We start from the raw sequence: 15,176 nt of genomic DNA, 5'->3' as shown, positions 1-15,176 counted from the left end.
CCCCATTCTGATGGGACCAAATATTTTTCGAAATCAGCAACCCTTGATGTCGACGCAGCGGTCGCGAAACGCCATCTCAGATTGAGCGCAGCGTCCAGCTGACGATCTCGGAGACCACCGTGGAAAAGGCGCGGTCGAGACCCTTGACGAAGCCAACATTGTCGCCGCCCGCCGGCGCCGTGGCGCGGAATACCTTCTGGGCACGCACCGAACCGTTGCGGTCGTTGAGGATCTTAGCGGAGATTTCGACCACCGCCTGATTGCCATTGGAAGCGTCGATCTCGAATGAGCGGATATCGGTGACGACCTGGTAATCGATCGCCAGCCCCTGCCCCGGCATGCCGACCCCGCCGAGCTTGCCGGAATTCTCGAAGGCCTCGACCAGCTTCGACTGCACGATGCGCGGCAGCTTGTCGCCCCACTGCGCCCGCGACAGATACTGGATTTCCGAGGACGAGACGCGGATGACGATCTGCTCGCTGTCGAGCGCTCTGAGCGCCGTCGGACTGGCGATCAGGACCTGGCGGGATTTGGCCGCGGGCCCGTCGCCATCGACGGCAGCGGACAGGTCATAGGTATCGTTCTTGGCCGCGGTGCCGCACCCGGAAAGGATCAGCGCCGTCAGCGGCAGCGCGATCACCGTTCCCCTGATCCAAGAACGGCGCGACAACAGATGCGATGCGACCATATTAGGCTACCCCTGACTTCCCAGTTAACGCCGCGTCCGGCCGTCATATTGCTTGACCGTGTCCCCGCCGAAGATCAGGCGTTGCGGATTGCGGTCGAAATTGGTGATCGTATCGTTCAGATTGTTCACGGTTCCGCGCATGTCGTTGACGAGCGTCTGTACGTCGCGCAAGCCGCCGCTCGAGAATTTCTGCAGATTGTCGGCGATCGGCCCGATGCGCGCATTCAGGTTGTCGGCGACTTTCTTGAAGGATTCCAGGGTATCGCGCGCCTCGGTGAACAGCGATTGTGTGTTATCGGTTCCGAGCAGCGCATCGACTTTGATGAGAATGCCGTCGATGCGGGTCGAAGCCGAATTCAGCTTGTTGGTAAGCTGCGAGACGTCTTGGATCGTCTGGTCGATATCTTTCTTGCGGGCCGAAACCGTATCGGCGACATCGCGGATCGAGGCAACGGCGGTGCGCGCATCCTTGGTCGCCTGCGCGATGTCGTCGACGGAACCCTTCACCTTGGCGGGGTCGATCTGGGCGACGAGCGTGTCGACGCGGTCGAGCGTCGCCTGTGCCTGTTTGCCGAAATCGTTGAAGGTGGTGGCCGTCTGGTCGAACTTCTGGATCGCCCCCTTGAGGTCGCCCGAGGCATCGGCGACATTGGCGGTAATCTTCTCGGCGTTGGAAACGATGTTGTCGATCTTCTGTGCGTCGACAGCCTTGACCAGCGATTCCACAGCCTGAAGCGTCGAATCGACACGGCCGGAGACTGCCTTCACCGTATTGGAGAGCTCACCGACGCTTTGCAGGAAGGCGTCGATATTGCCGGAATTCTTGGCCAGAGCATCCGAGAACGTCTCGGCATTCTTGAACGTCTCGGTCAGCGGAGCACGTGAATCCTGGATGAAGCCCTGGAGTTCGCCGACCGCGTCATTGGCGCGATCGAGGATCTTGTCAGCGGTCGCCAGCAGGTTGGTGACGCTCGACTGATCGGCGACGATGACGGCGCGTTTGCCATTGTCGATCGCATGTTGAAGGATGCTTTCCTCGCCCTTGCGGCCGCCTGACAGCTCTATATATGCAGCCCCGGTCAGGCCCTGGATTTCAAGGGCGGCCTTGGTGGAGGGGTAAATCGGCGCATCGGTGCGCACCTGGGTGAAAGCAAGCGAATATTGCGGATCGTCGGCATCGATCGACAATGTCTGCACCGAGCCGATCTGGATGCCGTTGAAGCGCACCGGCGAGCCGACGCTGAGGCCGTTGGCGGAGCCCGGAATACGCACGATCAGTTCCGTCATCGGGCCGCCGCGGCCGTATTCGGCCATCCAGTAGACGAAGCCGAAGGCCGCCGCGATCACCAGCACCGTGAAAAAACCGACAATTGTGTAATTGGCTTTGGTTTCCATTTATCCGGTCACTTCCCGCTCACGCCATGCCGCGCGCCATCGTCCTGCGGCACGATCGAGCGCGCGCGTTTACCCTTGAAATAGGCCTGCACCCACGGATCGTCATAGGCCAGCATGTCGCCGATCGTGCCTTCCACCATTACTCGTTTCTTTCCGAGCACGGCAATACGGTCGCAGACCGAAAACAGGCTGTCGAGGTCATGTGTGACCATATAGACAGTCAGTCCCAGACTATCGCGCAGGTTGGCGATCAGCTCATCGAATTCGGCAGCACCGATCGGGTCGAGACCCGAGGTCGGTTCGTCCAGGAAGACGAGTTCGGGATCGAGTGCCAGGGCGCGGGCAAGGGCGGCGCGCTTGATCATGCCGCCTGACAGTTCGGACGGGTATTTGTCGGCGGCATCGGCCGCCAGACCCACCATGCGAATCTTCAGATGCGCCAGTTCGTCCATCAGCGAGCGCGGCAGGTCGAGATATTCGCGCATCGGCACCTGGATGTTTTCCTTGACCGTCAGCGACGAAAACAGCGCGCCCTGCTGGAACAGCACGCCGAGCCGCATGTCGAGCGCGTTGCGCTGCGGTTCGTCGAGTTCGTCGAAATCCTGGCCGAGGATCTTGATCGTGCCGGAGCGGCGCGGCAAGAGCCTCAGCACCGTGCGCATCAGCACCGATTTGCCGGTGCCCGAAGCACCGACGAAACCGAGGATCTCGCCGCGGTAGATATTCAGATTGAGATTGTCGAGCACGACCTTGGAGCCGAAGGCGACGGTGACGTCGCGCGCCGAAAGCACGATGTCCCTGCCCTCGCCGTCTTTCTCGATTTCGTTCGATTGCTCGTCCACGCGGTCCGCCATGCTAGAAATCGATCGCTGCATAGAACATCGCAAAAAGCCCGTCCATCAGGATGACGACGAAAATCGCCTTCACCACTGCGGCCGTTACGTGCTGGCCGAGCGATTCGGCGCTGCCGCCGACCTTCAGCCCTTCGACGGCGGCGACGATGCCGATAACAAGCGCCATGAACGGCGCCTTGATCATGCCTGAGAGCACCGTCGACAGTGTCACCGCCTCGTGCAGGCGCGACAGGAAGTTGGCGAAGGTGATGCCGGAATAACCCCAGGCGACGGCGGCCGCACCGGCGAGTGAGGCGAAATTTGCGAGCACCGTCAGAAGCGGCAGCGCGATAGTCAGCGCCACCAGCCGCGGGAAGATCAGCACGCCGATCGGGTTGAGCCCCATCACCTTCAGCGCGTCGATCTCCTCGCGCATCTTCATCGAGCCGATTTCGGCGGTGATCGCGCTGCCCGAACGGCCGGCGATCATGATCGAAGTCAACAGCACGCCGATTTCGCGCAATTGCAGGATGCCGACGAGATCGACGACGAAAACCTCAGCGCCGAAGTAGCGCAGCTGGAAGGCGCCCTGCTGGGCAATGATCGCCCCGATCAGAAACGACATCAGCAGGATGATCGGAACGGCGCGAACGCCCATATGGTCGATCTGGTTGACGATCGAGGCCGGCGAAACGCCGCTGCCGCGACCGAACTTCATCTGCGCCCCGCGCACCGCCGAGCCGAGGATATACATGGAGGCGGCGAAATTGTCCCAGAGGTCGTAGGTCATCCTGCCCACAGGCGCGAAGATGCGCGCGACAAGCGAGACCTTCTCCTGCGGCTCCGGCTCGGGTTTGGCCGGCTCCTCGGAAAACATCGCCAGCATTTCGTCGATATGCGGATTGGTGCCTTCGAAGCGAACCCTCCGTCCAGCCGCCTCCTCTTCTTTCTTCAGCCGGCACAGCAGCCAGATTCCGGCGGTATCGATATCCGAAATGTCCGAGAGGTCGACCGTCAGGTCGCCGGTCTTCTGATGAAGGAGCTTTTCGAAGTCGCGCAGCACGAGATGGATATAGGCGCTGCGCCAATTGCCGCTGAGACGCACATGCTGCCCCGAACCATCGGCCTGGTCGTCCACGTCAAGCGAGGCAGCGTTGCGATTCTCTGCGTTCAAGATACTTATGTCTTTCAAGGCTTGCGGCGACATTGCCGAATCGCGAACAGATCGTTCGGCGCCCGGCGCGTCAATATACAGAAGCAAGCTGCAATTTCCATGCTCGCAGGACAGCAATAATGCCGCGCACCCTTGATATCCAGATGAATTCCTTTCCGATTGCCAGGACCTTCACCATCTCGCGCGGCGCCAAGACCGAGGCCGAGGTGATCACCTGTACGCTCACCGAAGACGGCGCGCGGGGGCTTGGTGAATGCGTGCCCTATCGGCGCTACGGCGAGACCATGGAGAGCGTTTTCGCCCAGATCGAGGCGACGCGTCCGCTGGTTGAAGCCGGCATCTCGCGCCACGACCTGCTCTCGGCGATGCCGCCGGGTGCTGCCCGCAACGCCGTCGATTGCGCGCTCTGGGACCTGGAAGCGAAACGAACGGGTGAAAGCGTCGCGGCTCGTCTCGGCCTTGCCGAGCTGAAGCCGCTCACCACAGCTTACACCATTTCGCTCGGCGAACCGGAGGTGATGGCCGCGCAGGCGCGCGAACATGCCGGCCGCGCGCTGCTCAAGGTCAAGGTCGGAACCGGCGACGATGAAAGCCGTATCCGCGCCGTCCGAGCCGCCGCCCCCGATGCCGCCATCATCCTCGATGCCAACGAAGGCTGGCCGGAAGCGGTGCTGGAACGCCATCTCCATATTGCCGCGCAAGCCGGTGTGGCCCTCGTCGAGCAGCCGCTGCCGGCCGGCCGCGATGGGATGCTCGCCGAAATCCGCCGGCCGCTGCTCGTCTGCGCCGACGAAAGCGTCCATCATACAGGCGATCTCGCAAGCCTTGCCGACCGCTACGACGCGATCAACATCAAGCTCGACAAGACGGGTGGCCTGACGGAGGCGCTGGTGATGAAGACCGAGGCCGAACGGCTCGGATTCAGCATCATGATCGGCTGCATGGTCGGCACCTCGCTTGCCATGGCGCCTGCCGTGCTGCTCGCCCAGAATGCCGATTTCGTCGATCTCGACGGCGCGCTGCTGCTGGCCCGCGACCGCGAGCCCGGCCTGCGTTACACCGCTTCCCTGGTCTTTCCGCCCGAAAGCGCGCTCTGGGGCTGAAGGTAATAGGCCGAGATGACGAGACCGAGGCCGGAGAACGCCACCAGCGCCATGACGTAATAGCTGACGACGCCGAGCCAGGCATAGAGATAACCCGATGCGAGCGTCATCAGCGCCATCGCCATGCCGACATAGAAGAAATAGGCGCCTTGCGCCGAGGATTCCTGTGTCTCCTGCACCGTCGCTACGATCCGCCGCTGCACCCCGGTATGCACGAAGGCGTAGGTGAAGCCGTGGAAACATTGCAGCAGGAAAAAACCGGCAAAGCCGGTATTCATCGGAAAGAGGATCCAGCGGCAGACGCTGACGGCGCAACCGAAGCGGATCAGCGTCCAGGCGCTGAAGCGCCGGTTGAGACGCTTCGACAGAAAGAACACCGTCACCTCCGAAGCGACGCCGGCGCTCCAGAGCAGGCCGACCTCAATGCCGGAAAAGCCGAGATGGTGCCAGTAGATCGATGAAAACGCGTTGAGCACCGCATGGCTCGACTGTTGGATGGCGACGCCGATCAGCAGCAGCAGCAGGTGCGGTTCCCGCAACCCGCTGCCGGTGGCGGCTGGAATATTGACCGGCTGGCCGCGCCGCCGCGTCGGCCCGATGCGCGGACAGAAGATTGCCATGATCACGGTCATGGCAAAGCCGAACAGCATGATATCAAGCACCATCTCGCCGCCCCAGCGGCTGATCAGCTGGCCGCCGACCAGCGTCGAGACGATGAAGGCGATCGAGCCCCACACGCGCATCGACCCGTAATCCAGCCCCCAGCGGCGCACGCCCGAGATGACGATCGATTCGACGACCGGCAGATAGGGCGCGAAAGTGGCGCCCTGCAGCGCATAGACGATCGTCACCGGCCAGAAACTCGTCGTCCAGAAGAGCGCGATCGCCGTCAGCAGCGACAGGCCGCCCGACCAGAGCAGCACGTCGGCGCGTTCCTTCAAACGGTCGGCAATCATCGCGACGACAGGCGCCACCAGCACCCGAACCACCATCGGTATGGCGAGGATAATGCCGATCTCGTGGTCGCTGAAGCTGTGGGTTGCAAGCCAGACGGGAAAGAACGGCAGAACGATGCCGTTGACGAGCAGCGGCGCGCAATAGGAAAGCGCGCTGAGCAGCCGGAAGCGCGGCGGCACTCCCTCGCCTGTCGGAGAATGTGGAACGGGAATCATGGGGGACCTGAAGAAAACTCGACGTTGTCCTAACACACCGCCCTGGAGGCGACTATTGCGAGAAATAGCCGTCCTGAAACGTTTTAGAAAATAAATTGGGCCTGTCGCCTGGCGGTAACGGCTAAATTCGTGGGAGCGCGGGCGCGGATGCGCCGACGCCAAAATCAGGCGGCCAAAATTCAAGCAGTCAAAATCAAGCAGCCTGGGGCGCCAGTTCGCCCTCGTCATGCATTTCGATGGCGGCAATCGCCGGCACGCCGCTGGCGAGCGCCCGCCAGGTGATCAGTTCGAAGGTGCCATCCTCATGCTCGGCGACCGCCGTGCAGCTTTCCACCCAATCGCCCGTATTGATGTAGCGGATGCCGTCCATGTCCTGGATGATGGCGTGATGGATATGGCCGCAGATCACGCCGTCGGCGCCGTTTTTGCGGGCTTCCTCGGCAACGACACGCTCGAATTCACCGATAAAGTTGACGGCATGCTTGACCTGGAGCTTCGCCCAGGCCGAGAACGACCAGTAGGGCATGCCGAGTCGGCGGCGCACTGCCGCCAGCAGGATGTTGATGCGGATCGCAGTATCGTAGGCCCAGTCGCCGAGATAGGCGAGCAGCCGGGCGTTGCGGACGACGACATCGAACTCGTCGCCGTGCAGGATCAGGTATTTCTTGCCGTCGGCGCCATCATGCATCATGCGTTCGACGACCTCGATGCCGCCGAAATGCATGCCCGGGAAGTCGCGCAGGAATTCGTCGTGATTGCCGGGAATATAGACGACGCGCGTGCCCTTGCGCGCCTTGCGCAGCAGCTTCTGGACGACGTCGTTGCAGACTTGCGGCCAGTACCAGCTGCGCTTCAGCCGCCAGCCGTCGACGATGTCACCGACGAGTACGATCGTATCGGCCTCGTGGTGGCGCAGGAAATCCAATAGGAAATCGGCCTTCGCGGCCTTCGAGCCGAGATGGACATCGGAAATGAAGAGCGTGCGGAAATGTCTGGGTTCCATCATGTCTATCATGAGCTGCGGCTCATGCCCCATCTTTCATTTAACCTTCCAAAACCAGACTCGTGTTTCAGGAAGATGACAAGCTGGAGAAAAGCCTCGCAAACTGTTCATCCCGCGCAGGCAGAATGCCTGGCGCCGCGCGGGCAGAATCCCCGCCGCCCCGCGCAGCGGCGATGTTGCTCTCCGCATCGAGCGCGTTCATGATGACGGCGATTCCATATCCGACAATGCGGGATGGCTGATGCGTCTCTTTCTCGTTCGCCACGGCGAATCCCTCGGCAACATCAACGAACAGGCCTATCGCCAATTCGGCGATCACAACGTGCCGCTGACGCAATGGGGCCATCGCCAGGCTGTAGAAGCCGGCGGCGCGATCGCCTCCTATTTGAAGGCGTTGCCGAGCGCGGAATTCGGCAGGCTGCAGATCTGGTACTCGCCGTTCCTGAGGACGCGGCAGAGCAAGGATGCCTTGCTCTCGGCCCTGCCGGAAAGCGTCGTCGGCGATGTCAGGGAGGATTATCTGCTGCGCGAGCAGGATTTCGGTCTTTTCACCGAAATCTATGACCACGCCGAACAGAAACAGAAATTTCCCGAGGAGTTCGAAAAATGGGCGAGGCTGCGCAGCAATAGCGGCAAGTTCTACGCGCGGCCGCCGGATGGCGAAAGCCGGGCGGATGTGGCCCAGCGGGTGCGGCTGTTCCTCCAGACCGTGATGCGCTACGCCGAAAATAGCGACCACAACGTCGTGATCGTCGGTCATGGCGTCACCAACCGGGCGGTCGAAATGAATTTTCTGCACCGCCCCGTCGAGTGGTTCGAGCGCTCCGACAACCCTGGAAATGCCGATATCACCCTTATCGAGGGAACACGCTCGCAAGGCTACGAGTCGATCCTGCTGCATCAGGCCGCCGACCGGCAGCCGGGACAGGAAGGTGAACTGCGCGATGCCTATGGCGCCGACGTGACGATCACGCCGAAGAGCGGCGGATAGGTCGCCGGCGGGTTACGCAAGGTAACCCGCCAACTCTTCAGCTTAGCTGACCCGTCGCCTTACGTCGGCGACGTCACAGTTGCCGGTTCCTGCCCGGCCGGAGCCTCCTCGTTTACAATCTCCGGCCGCTTCGTCCTCAGGAGACGCAGCACGAAGACGAAGAAGACCGGAACGAAGAAGATCGCCAGCACCGTCGCCGAGATCATGCCGCCGAGCACACCGGTGCCGATGGCATTCTGGCTGGCGGCACTTGGCCCGGTGGCGATCGCCAGTGGCACCACGCCTAAAGTGAAGGCGAGCGAGGTCATGATGATCGGCCGGAAGCGCAGACGCGCGCCTTCGATCGCCGCCTCCATCAGCGATTTCCCCTCTGCAAAGCCGTCCTTGGCGAATTCGACGATCAGGATGGCGTTCTTCGCCGACAGGCCGATGATCGCGATCAGGCCGACCTTGAAGTAGATGTCGTTGGACATATCCCGGCTCATCACCGCAAGCACGCAGCCGATGACGCCGAGCGGCACGACGAGCATGACCGACAGCGGGATCGACCAGCTCTCGTAAAGCCCCGACAGCAGCAGGAAGACGAAAAGGATGCTGAGTCCGAACAGCAACGGCGCCTGCGATCCCGATTTGAGCTCTTCCAGCGACTGCCCGGTCCATTCGAAGCCGAAGCCGTCGGGAAGTTCCGAAGCCAGCCGTTCCATTTCGGCAATCGCCGCGCCCGACGAATATCCGGGCGCCGGAGCGCCCGAAATGCGCACGGAGGGATAGCCGTTATAGCCGACGATCTGCGCCGGTCCCTTCTGCCATTCGGCGATGGCTAGGGATGACAGCGGCACCATGCCACCGCTTGCATTGCGGACATTGAGCTTCATCAGGTCTTCCGCCTGAAGTCGGCTCTTGTCCTGCGCCTGCACGATGACGCGCTGCATGCGGCCCGAATTCGGGAAGTCATTGACATAACTCGAACCGAGATTGGCGGTGATCGTGCTGTTGATGTCGGCAAAGGCGACGCCGAAGGTATTGGCCTTTTCGCGGTCGATGACCAGCACCAACTGGGCCGAGTCAGGCATGCCTTCCGGGCGGATACCGGCAATGATGGGGTTCTCGGATGCCTTGCCGATCAGCATGCCCGCCGCCTCGCTCAGCGCCGCCTGGCCCTTCCCCCCGCGATCCTGCAGGCGGAAGGTGAAGCCGTTGGTCGTGCCGAAACCTTCGATCGGCGGCGGCGAGAGCGCGAAGGACGTGGCGTCCTTCAGCGCAAACAGCTGCATATTGGCGCGGTTGGAGATTTCCTGCACCGTATTGCCGGCACCGCGTTCGGCCCAGTCCTTGAGCGTGACGAACACCAGGGCGGCATTCGGTCCCTGCCCGGAGAAGCTGAAGCCCTGGATCGCCACGACATTGGCAACGGCCGGCTCCTTCCTGAAGATCGCCTCGATGCTTTCGAGCGAGGCCACCGTGCGGTTGCGGCTCGCCTCCGGTGGTCCCTGCACGTCGACGATCAGGAAGCCCTGATCCTCATCCGGCACGAAACTGCTCGGGAGATTGACGAAGAGATAGCCAAGGCCGACGACCAGCGCGATATAGACGGCCATGACCCGCCAGGAGCGCTTGGCTAGCCCCTCGACGGTGCGGGCATAACGGCCGGTGAGCCGGTCGAAATTGCGGTTGAACCAGCTGGCGACACCCTTCTTCTCGTGATGGCCTTTGATCGGCTTCAGGAAAGTCGCGCACAGCGCCGGCGTCAGCGACAGCGCTAGGAAGGCCGAAAACAGGATTGAAACAACCATGGTCAGGCTGAACTGGCGGTAGATGATGCCGGTCGAGCCCGGGAAAAATGCCATCGGCACGAAGACGCAGGAAAGAACCAGCGTGATGCCGAGGATCGCACCGGTGATCTGCCGCATCGCTTTCTTGGTCGCTTCCTTCGGCGACAGCCCTTCCACCGCCATCAGCCGCTCGACATTTTCGACCACCACGATGGCGTCGTCGACGAGAATGCCGATGGCCAGCACCATCGCAAACATCGTCAAAACGTTGATCGAGAAGCCGGCGGCATACATGACGGCAAGCGTCCCGAGCAGCGCGACCGGCACGACAAGCGTCGGAATGATGGTGTAGCGGAAGCTCTGCAGGAAGATGAGCATGACGACGAAGACGAGTGCGACGGCTTCTGCGAGCGTATGCGCCACCTTCTCGATCGATGCCGAGACGAACGGGCTGGTATCATAGGGAACGGAATATTCGACGCCATCAGGGAAGAAGCGTGACAGCTCCTCCATCTTCGCCTTGACCAGGTTCGACGTATTGACGGCATTGCCTGTCGACGACAGCTGGATGGCGATGGCGGCACTCGGCTGCCCGTTCAACCGGGTGGAGAAGCTGTAGCTCTCGCTGCCCTCTTCGATGCGCGCGACGTCGCGCAGCCGGACGTTCGATCCGTCGGCATTGGCGCGCAGCACGATGTCTCCGAACTCCTTGATGTCGGTCAGTTGCCCCTTGACCAGCACCGTCGCCGTCAGGTCCTGCGAGATCGGATTGGGTGCCGCGCCGATCTGGCCTGCCGCCACCTGGGCATTCTGCGCCGAGATCGCCGCGCTGATGTCGGATGCGGTGAGGCTCAGGCCGACCATCTTGTCGGGATCGATCCAGATGCGCATCGCCCGCTGCGAAGCAAACAGCTGCGCGCGGCCGACGCCCTCGAGACGGCGCAGTTCGCCGATGACGTTTCGGTTGAGATAATCGCCGAGCGCCACCTCGTCGGTCTTGCCGTCCGTCGAGGTCAGCGAGATGAACATCAGGAAGCCGGACGACGCCTCCTCGACGGTGATGCCCTGATCCTTGACGGATTGCGGCAGCCGCGGTTCGACGCGGCGGATGGCATTCTGAACGTCGACGGAAGCCTGGTCGATATCGGTGCCCGCGGCAAAGGTCGCGGTGATCGTCATCGCGCCCGATGTATCCGACGTGGACTCGAAATAGGAAAGATGCTCGACGCCGTTCAGCTCTTCCTCGATCTGGCGGGTGACGCCCTGATAAATATCCTGCGGCGACGCGCCGGGATAGCTGGTGGTGATGCTGAGCTGCGGCGGCGCGACCTTCGGATATTGCGCGACCGGCAGGAATGGCAGCGCGATCAGGCCGGCGATGGAGATGAAGATCGCAAAGACCCAGGCAAGGATCGGGCGATCGATAAAGAAACGTGCCATCGATCCTACTCCGGCTTCCTGGCGTCACCGGACGCGAGCTGGCCATCCCGCCATTCTTCCGGCGCAACCTTTGCGCCCGGCTGCAGCTTCTGCACGCCGTCGACGACGAGGCGTTCACCCGACGACAGGCCGCTTTCGACGACCCATTCATTGCCGGAGGATTGACCGAGTTCGACGTCGCGCGGCTGCGCCACGTCTCCCTCCTGGATGACATAGACCTGCGCCTTGCCATCGGCCGTGCGGATGACGGCGCGTTGCGGAATGAGGATCGCCTTCTCACGAACGGCCTGCTCAATGCGGACACGGATGTACAGCCCGGGCAGCAGATCGCCCTTCGGATTGGGGAATTCACCGCGAAGGGTGACCTGACCCGTCGTCGCATCGACGCTGGCGCTGCTGAAGAGCAGCTTTCCGGCTTCGCCATAGACCGTGCCGTCGTCGAAGACGAGCTTGATATCGGCCTTTCCGGCTTCCGTCGATGCGAGGCTGCCGTTCTCGACCGCCCGCTTCAGCGCCAGCAGGTCGCCGGAGGATTGCTTGAAGTCGGCATAAACAGGGTCGATCTGCTGGATCATCGCCAGCGCATCGCCGGCATCGGCCGTCACCAGCGCGCCTTCCGTCACCAGCGCGCCGCCGATGATGCCAGTGATCGGCGCCCGGACTTCGGTATAGCCGAGATTGATCTTGGCCTCGTCGAGCGCAGCCTGGGCCAGCGCGACATCGGCATCGGCCTGGGCAAGGGCGACAGCGGCCGCATCATATTCGATACCGCTTGCGACATCGCGGTCGCGCAGCGACTTCTGGCGCTCCAGCTGCTGGCGGGCATTGAGCTGCGTCGCCCTGGCGCGCTCGAGGCTTGCCTCGGCGCTTGCCACCCGCACCCGGAACAGCGCCGGATCGATCCGGTAAAGCACGTCACCCTGGTGAACGAGGCTGCCCTGCTCAAACACCCGTTCCTGTAGGATGCCGGAAACCCTGGCCCGCACTTCCGAAACGCGCGTTGCGGCAATGCGGCCGGGCAATTCGCTGACAACCGGAACCGGACGGGCATTCAGCGTCAGGACGCTGACGGCTGCAGGCGGCATCGCGCCTTCCTGAGCGTAAGCCGGCAAGCCGGCGCCGAGGAACAGCGCCAGGGCCAGCGCGTAACGCAATGATTTCGGACGAAAAAGCATTATTCATAAGCCTTCCTGATGGTCCCGCTGGGGTCCAAAAAAGCACAGCCCGCCGACATGACGTTCGGCGGGCCTCCTGAACCGACAAATAGTCGATCTTTTTTCGCTTTGCAAGATACCTACCGGTTGGTATGATAGCTTTCTCATACTCGAAGTTCCCATGGCCCGGCGATCCCGGGAGTGATACTGATCCTCTCGGGCCGTCTCGGCGCGAAGCTTATCTCGAACACAGGTCATGCATTGGTAGATAGCCCCCGCAACAGAAAGAAACAGCCGGACATCGTGCGGCAGGCTCTTCTCGATTGCGCCACCAAGCTGGCGCTCGAGCATGGCTTGGCTGCCGTCAGCCTGCAGGCGGTCGCCAGCGCAGCCGGCGTGACCAAGGGAGGCCTGTTTCACCACTTCCCCAATAAGCAGGCGCTCATAGAGGCCGTGTTCGACGGCATGATGGAAAACCTCGACCGAGAGATCGACCAGGAACTGGAAAGGGACAAGGGCGGCCACGGCACATTCACCCGCGCCTATGTCAACACCCTGTTTTCCGACCGCGCCCTCAACAACAGCCCATGGTCGGCGCAAACCATGACCGTGCTTGCCGACCCCTACTCCAAATCTCTTTGGCATAAATGGATGGATGACCGGCTCGTCAAACACGCCGAAACCGACGCCGGAATGCGGCTCGAGATCGTTCGCCTGGCGGCGGACGGAGCATGGCTTGCCCACGTTCTGAGGCCTGACGACCATGCCGCTTCCGACGATACGGTTCTGTTGCAGGAATTGATCGAACTTACCAAAGGCTGACAAGGAACGGATTGTCTCCGACCGACGACATCAGTCGTCGCGCATTCGGATCACCACGCGCCGCGCGTAAAGCGACGCGCGGCTCAAATGCCTTGATTTCACGCCATTCCCTCAGGCAGCCCGCACGGCCGCCGTGGGTTTGACGTTCTGGTTCATCCGGAACAGATTGTTCGGATCGTAACGCCGCTTGATTTCAGCAAGACGGCTGTAATTGGCGCCGTAAGCGCTTTCGACCCGATCGGTCTCGTCCTCCGGCATGAAGTTGATATAGGCAGTGCCGACCGAATGCTGCTTGGTGGCCTCGAAGAGCTCACGCGCCCAGCCGATGCAGCTTCCGTCCATCCCGGTCTCCCGCCAGCGCGCATGCACATTCATGACGAAATGCGAGCTGCGCTGCGGAAATGCGGTGGCTTCAGTGGGCACGCGCCCGGCCGCACCGCCGACATGGCCGATGAAGATCTCGCATTCCGGCCCCGGCAATTTGCGCACGGCGTTGAGCAGCACGTCGATTGCCGCATCCGAGAGCGAGGCGAAATCCTGGCTCTTCCAGTAATTGCGTGCACCTGGCGTCAGCAGCGGATCGAATGCCTGCTGCCAGCCGGTAAACGGCACCGGGCCGACGACGTCGGCAATCGGATTTCCGATCGCACGCAATCTGGCCGCAGCCTGTTCGCCCGCCGCGATGTCTCCGCAATAGCACATCGCCAGCACCACGATCTCCTTGCCGTGCCATTCGGCCGGCAGGAACGGCAGCGGCGGTGCCTGGCGCATCACCACCCAGCAGGTCAGCTCATCGGGTGCCGCTTCCAGCGCCTGCCGATATTCCCTCAGCACCTTTTCCGCATCGGCAAAGGGATGCACCACCAGCCCGGCGAGAACCTCTGCGGCGAGCGGGTTGAGCTTGAACTCGAAGGAGGTGACGACGCCGAAATTGCCGCCGCCGCCGCGCAGTGCCCAAAACAGGTCGGGCCTTTCCGTCTCGCTCGCTTTGACCAGTTCGCCGTCGGCCGTCACCACATCGACCGAAAGCAGATTGTCGAGCGTCAGCCCGAATTTGCGGGTCAGCCAGCCGAAACCGCCGCCGAGCGTCAGGCCGGCGATGCCGGTGGTGGAATTGATGCCGGTCGGCAGCACCAGCTCGAAGGCCAGCGTTTCCTTGTCGACATCGGCAAGTGTTGCGCCCGGCTCGATCCTGGCGCGCTTGGTCTGCGGATCGACGCGCACCGATTTCATCGCCGACAGGTCGATGACGATACCGCCCTCGCAAACGGCATTTCCGGCAATGCCGTGCCCGCCGCCACGCACCGAAACGAGCAGATTATTGTCGCGTGCAAACCGCACCGCCCGCACGACATCGGCAGCACCGGCGCAGCGCGCAATGAGGCCCGGCCGCCGATCGATCATCGCATTCCAGATCGCCCGCGCCTCGTTGTAATCCATATCTTTGTTGGTCAGGAGACTGCCGCGAAATCCGGCAGCAAACGCATCGATGGCCACGTCATTGACCATTGTCTGACCCCTTTGCAGGGTCGTCAGGTTCAAATTGTCCATGATTTCCTCCATGCGACCGGCGCCCTGCACCGTCGCGGCGGCATCCTGCTCCCGTTGCGGTCGCCAGACAAGTTTCCC

The 15,176-nt window shown here is 62.2% G+C and carries 12 protein-coding genes; 3 read left to right on the top strand and 9 right to left on the bottom strand.

All coding sequences use genetic code 11. From position 1 onward, the window contains the following. Nucleotides 1-76: 76 nt before the first annotated feature. The 4 genes from CO667_RS17390 to CO667_RS17375 are packed head-to-tail and all read right to left on the bottom strand — an operon-like array spanning nucleotide 77 to nucleotide 4,123. Complete coding sequence (locus tag CO667_RS17390) at nucleotides 77-688, bottom strand: ABC-type transport auxiliary lipoprotein family protein (RefSeq protein ID WP_097619542.1); 612 nt, start codon at nucleotides 686-688, stop codon at nucleotides 77-79. 24 nt (nucleotides 689-712) lie between these two features. Then, nucleotides 713-2,083: an MlaD family protein gene (locus CO667_RS17385; RefSeq protein WP_097619541.1), complete on the bottom strand. Its 1,371-nt coding sequence runs from the start codon at nucleotides 2,081-2,083 to the stop codon at nucleotides 713-715. An 8-nt stretch (nucleotides 2,084-2,091) separates the two neighbouring features. Then, nucleotides 2,092-2,937, bottom strand: coding sequence for an ABC transporter ATP-binding protein (locus CO667_RS17380; protein WP_097619540.1), 846 nt, complete (start codon nucleotides 2,935-2,937; stop codon nucleotides 2,092-2,094). 1 nt (nucleotide 2,938) lies between these two features. Further along, entirely contained in the window at nucleotides 2,939-4,123 is a 1,185-nt protein-coding gene (locus CO667_RS17375) for an MlaE family lipid ABC transporter permease subunit (RefSeq protein ID WP_097619653.1), read from the bottom strand. Nucleotides 4,124-4,209: 86 nt separating this feature from the next. On the opposite strand from CO667_RS17375, the gene dgcA reads away from it, so the two are divergent. Beyond that, the gene (gene dgcA, locus CO667_RS17370) at nucleotides 4,210-5,193 is read left to right on the top strand and encodes an N-acetyl-D-Glu racemase DgcA (RefSeq protein WP_097619539.1); all 984 of its coding nucleotides are present in this window, start codon (nucleotides 4,210-4,212) and stop codon (nucleotides 5,191-5,193) included. Here the strand turns inward: dgcA and CO667_RS17365 are convergent. Continuing rightward, entirely contained in the window at nucleotides 5,145-6,365 is a 1,221-nt protein-coding gene (locus CO667_RS17365; RefSeq protein WP_097619538.1) for an MFS transporter, read from the bottom strand. The genes dgcA and CO667_RS17365 overlap by 49 nt on opposite strands. A 193-nt stretch (nucleotides 6,366-6,558) precedes the next feature. Beyond that, nucleotides 6,559-7,401 (bottom strand): UDP-2,3-diacylglucosamine diphosphatase, encoded by an 843-nt coding sequence (locus tag CO667_RS17360; protein WP_097619537.1) that lies wholly within the window; start codon nucleotides 7,399-7,401, stop codon nucleotides 6,559-6,561. 208 nt (nucleotides 7,402-7,609) lie between these two features. On the opposite strand from CO667_RS17360, the gene CO667_RS17355 reads away from it, so the two are divergent. Next, on the top strand, nucleotides 7,610-8,359 hold the full coding sequence (locus tag CO667_RS17355; RefSeq protein ID WP_097619536.1) for a phosphoglycerate mutase family protein: 750 nt from the start codon (nucleotides 7,610-7,612) through the stop codon (nucleotides 8,357-8,359). 59 nt (nucleotides 8,360-8,418) lie between these two features. Here CO667_RS17355 and CO667_RS17350 read toward each other — a convergent pair whose 3' ends face one another. Both CO667_RS17350 and CO667_RS17345 read right to left on the bottom strand, forming a co-directional pair. After that, nucleotides 8,419-11,571 (bottom strand): efflux RND transporter permease subunit, encoded by a 3,153-nt coding sequence (locus CO667_RS17350; RefSeq protein WP_097619535.1) that lies wholly within the window; start codon nucleotides 11,569-11,571, stop codon nucleotides 8,419-8,421. Between the two features lie 5 nt (nucleotides 11,572-11,576). Then, on the bottom strand, nucleotides 11,577-12,746 hold the full coding sequence (locus CO667_RS17345) for an efflux RND transporter periplasmic adaptor subunit (RefSeq protein WP_097619534.1): 1,170 nt from the start codon (nucleotides 12,744-12,746) through the stop codon (nucleotides 11,577-11,579). Between the two features lie 240 nt (nucleotides 12,747-12,986). Between CO667_RS17345 and CO667_RS17340 the strand changes: the two genes are divergently transcribed. Continuing rightward, nucleotides 12,987-13,547 carry a TetR/AcrR family transcriptional regulator gene (locus CO667_RS17340; protein WP_097619652.1) on the top strand — a complete coding sequence of 187 codons (561 nt, stop codon included), beginning with the start codon at nucleotides 12,987-12,989 and terminating at the stop codon, nucleotides 13,545-13,547. Between the two features lie 111 nt (nucleotides 13,548-13,658). On the opposite strand, the gene CO667_RS17335 is transcribed toward CO667_RS17340, so the two are convergent. After that, the gene (locus CO667_RS17335; RefSeq protein WP_097619651.1) at nucleotides 13,659-15,098 is read right to left on the bottom strand and encodes an FAD-binding oxidoreductase; all 1,440 of its coding nucleotides are present in this window, start codon (nucleotides 15,096-15,098) and stop codon (nucleotides 13,659-13,661) included. Nucleotides 15,099-15,176 lie beyond the last annotated feature (78 nt).

This window comes from Rhizobium sp. L43 (genome assembly GCF_002531725.1).
GTDB lineage: Bacteria > Pseudomonadota > Alphaproteobacteria > Rhizobiales > Rhizobiaceae > Rhizobium.
This window is presented reverse-complemented; position numbering and strand designations above follow the sequence as displayed.

Bases quoted from the DNA above. Each gene is read 5' to 3' on its own strand.
- CO667_RS17390 (WP_097619542.1), bottom strand. From the start codon at position 688: ATGGTCGCATCGCATCTGTTGTCGCGCCGTTCTTGGATCAGGGGAACG.
- CO667_RS17385 (WP_097619541.1), bottom strand. From the start codon at position 2,083: ATGGAAACCAAAGCCAATTACACAATTGTCGGTTTTTTCACGGTGCTG.
- CO667_RS17380 (WP_097619540.1), bottom strand. From the start codon at position 2,937: ATGGCGGACCGCGTGGACGAGCAATCGAACGAAATCGAGAAAGACGGC.
- CO667_RS17375 (WP_097619653.1), bottom strand. From the start codon at position 4,123: ATGTCGCCGCAAGCCTTGAAAGACATAAGTATCTTGAACGCAGAGAAT.
- dgcA (WP_097619539.1), top strand. From the start codon at position 4,210: ATGCCGCGCACCCTTGATATCCAGATGAATTCCTTTCCGATTGCCAGG.
- CO667_RS17365 (WP_097619538.1), bottom strand. From the start codon at position 6,365: ATGATTCCCGTTCCACATTCTCCGACAGGCGAGGGAGTGCCGCCGCGC.
- CO667_RS17360 (WP_097619537.1), bottom strand. From the start codon at position 7,401: ATGGGGCATGAGCCGCAGCTCATGATAGACATGATGGAACCCAGACAT.
- CO667_RS17355 (WP_097619536.1), top strand. From the start codon at position 7,610: ATGCGTCTCTTTCTCGTTCGCCACGGCGAATCCCTCGGCAACATCAAC.
- CO667_RS17350 (WP_097619535.1), bottom strand. From the start codon at position 11,571: ATGGCACGTTTCTTTATCGATCGCCCGATCCTTGCCTGGGTCTTTGCG.
- CO667_RS17345 (WP_097619534.1), bottom strand. From the start codon at position 12,746: ATGCTTTTTCGTCCGAAATCATTGCGTTACGCGCTGGCCCTGGCGCTG.
- CO667_RS17335 (WP_097619651.1), bottom strand. From the start codon at position 15,098: ATGGACAATTTGAACCTGACGACCCTGCAAAGGGGTCAGACAATGGTC.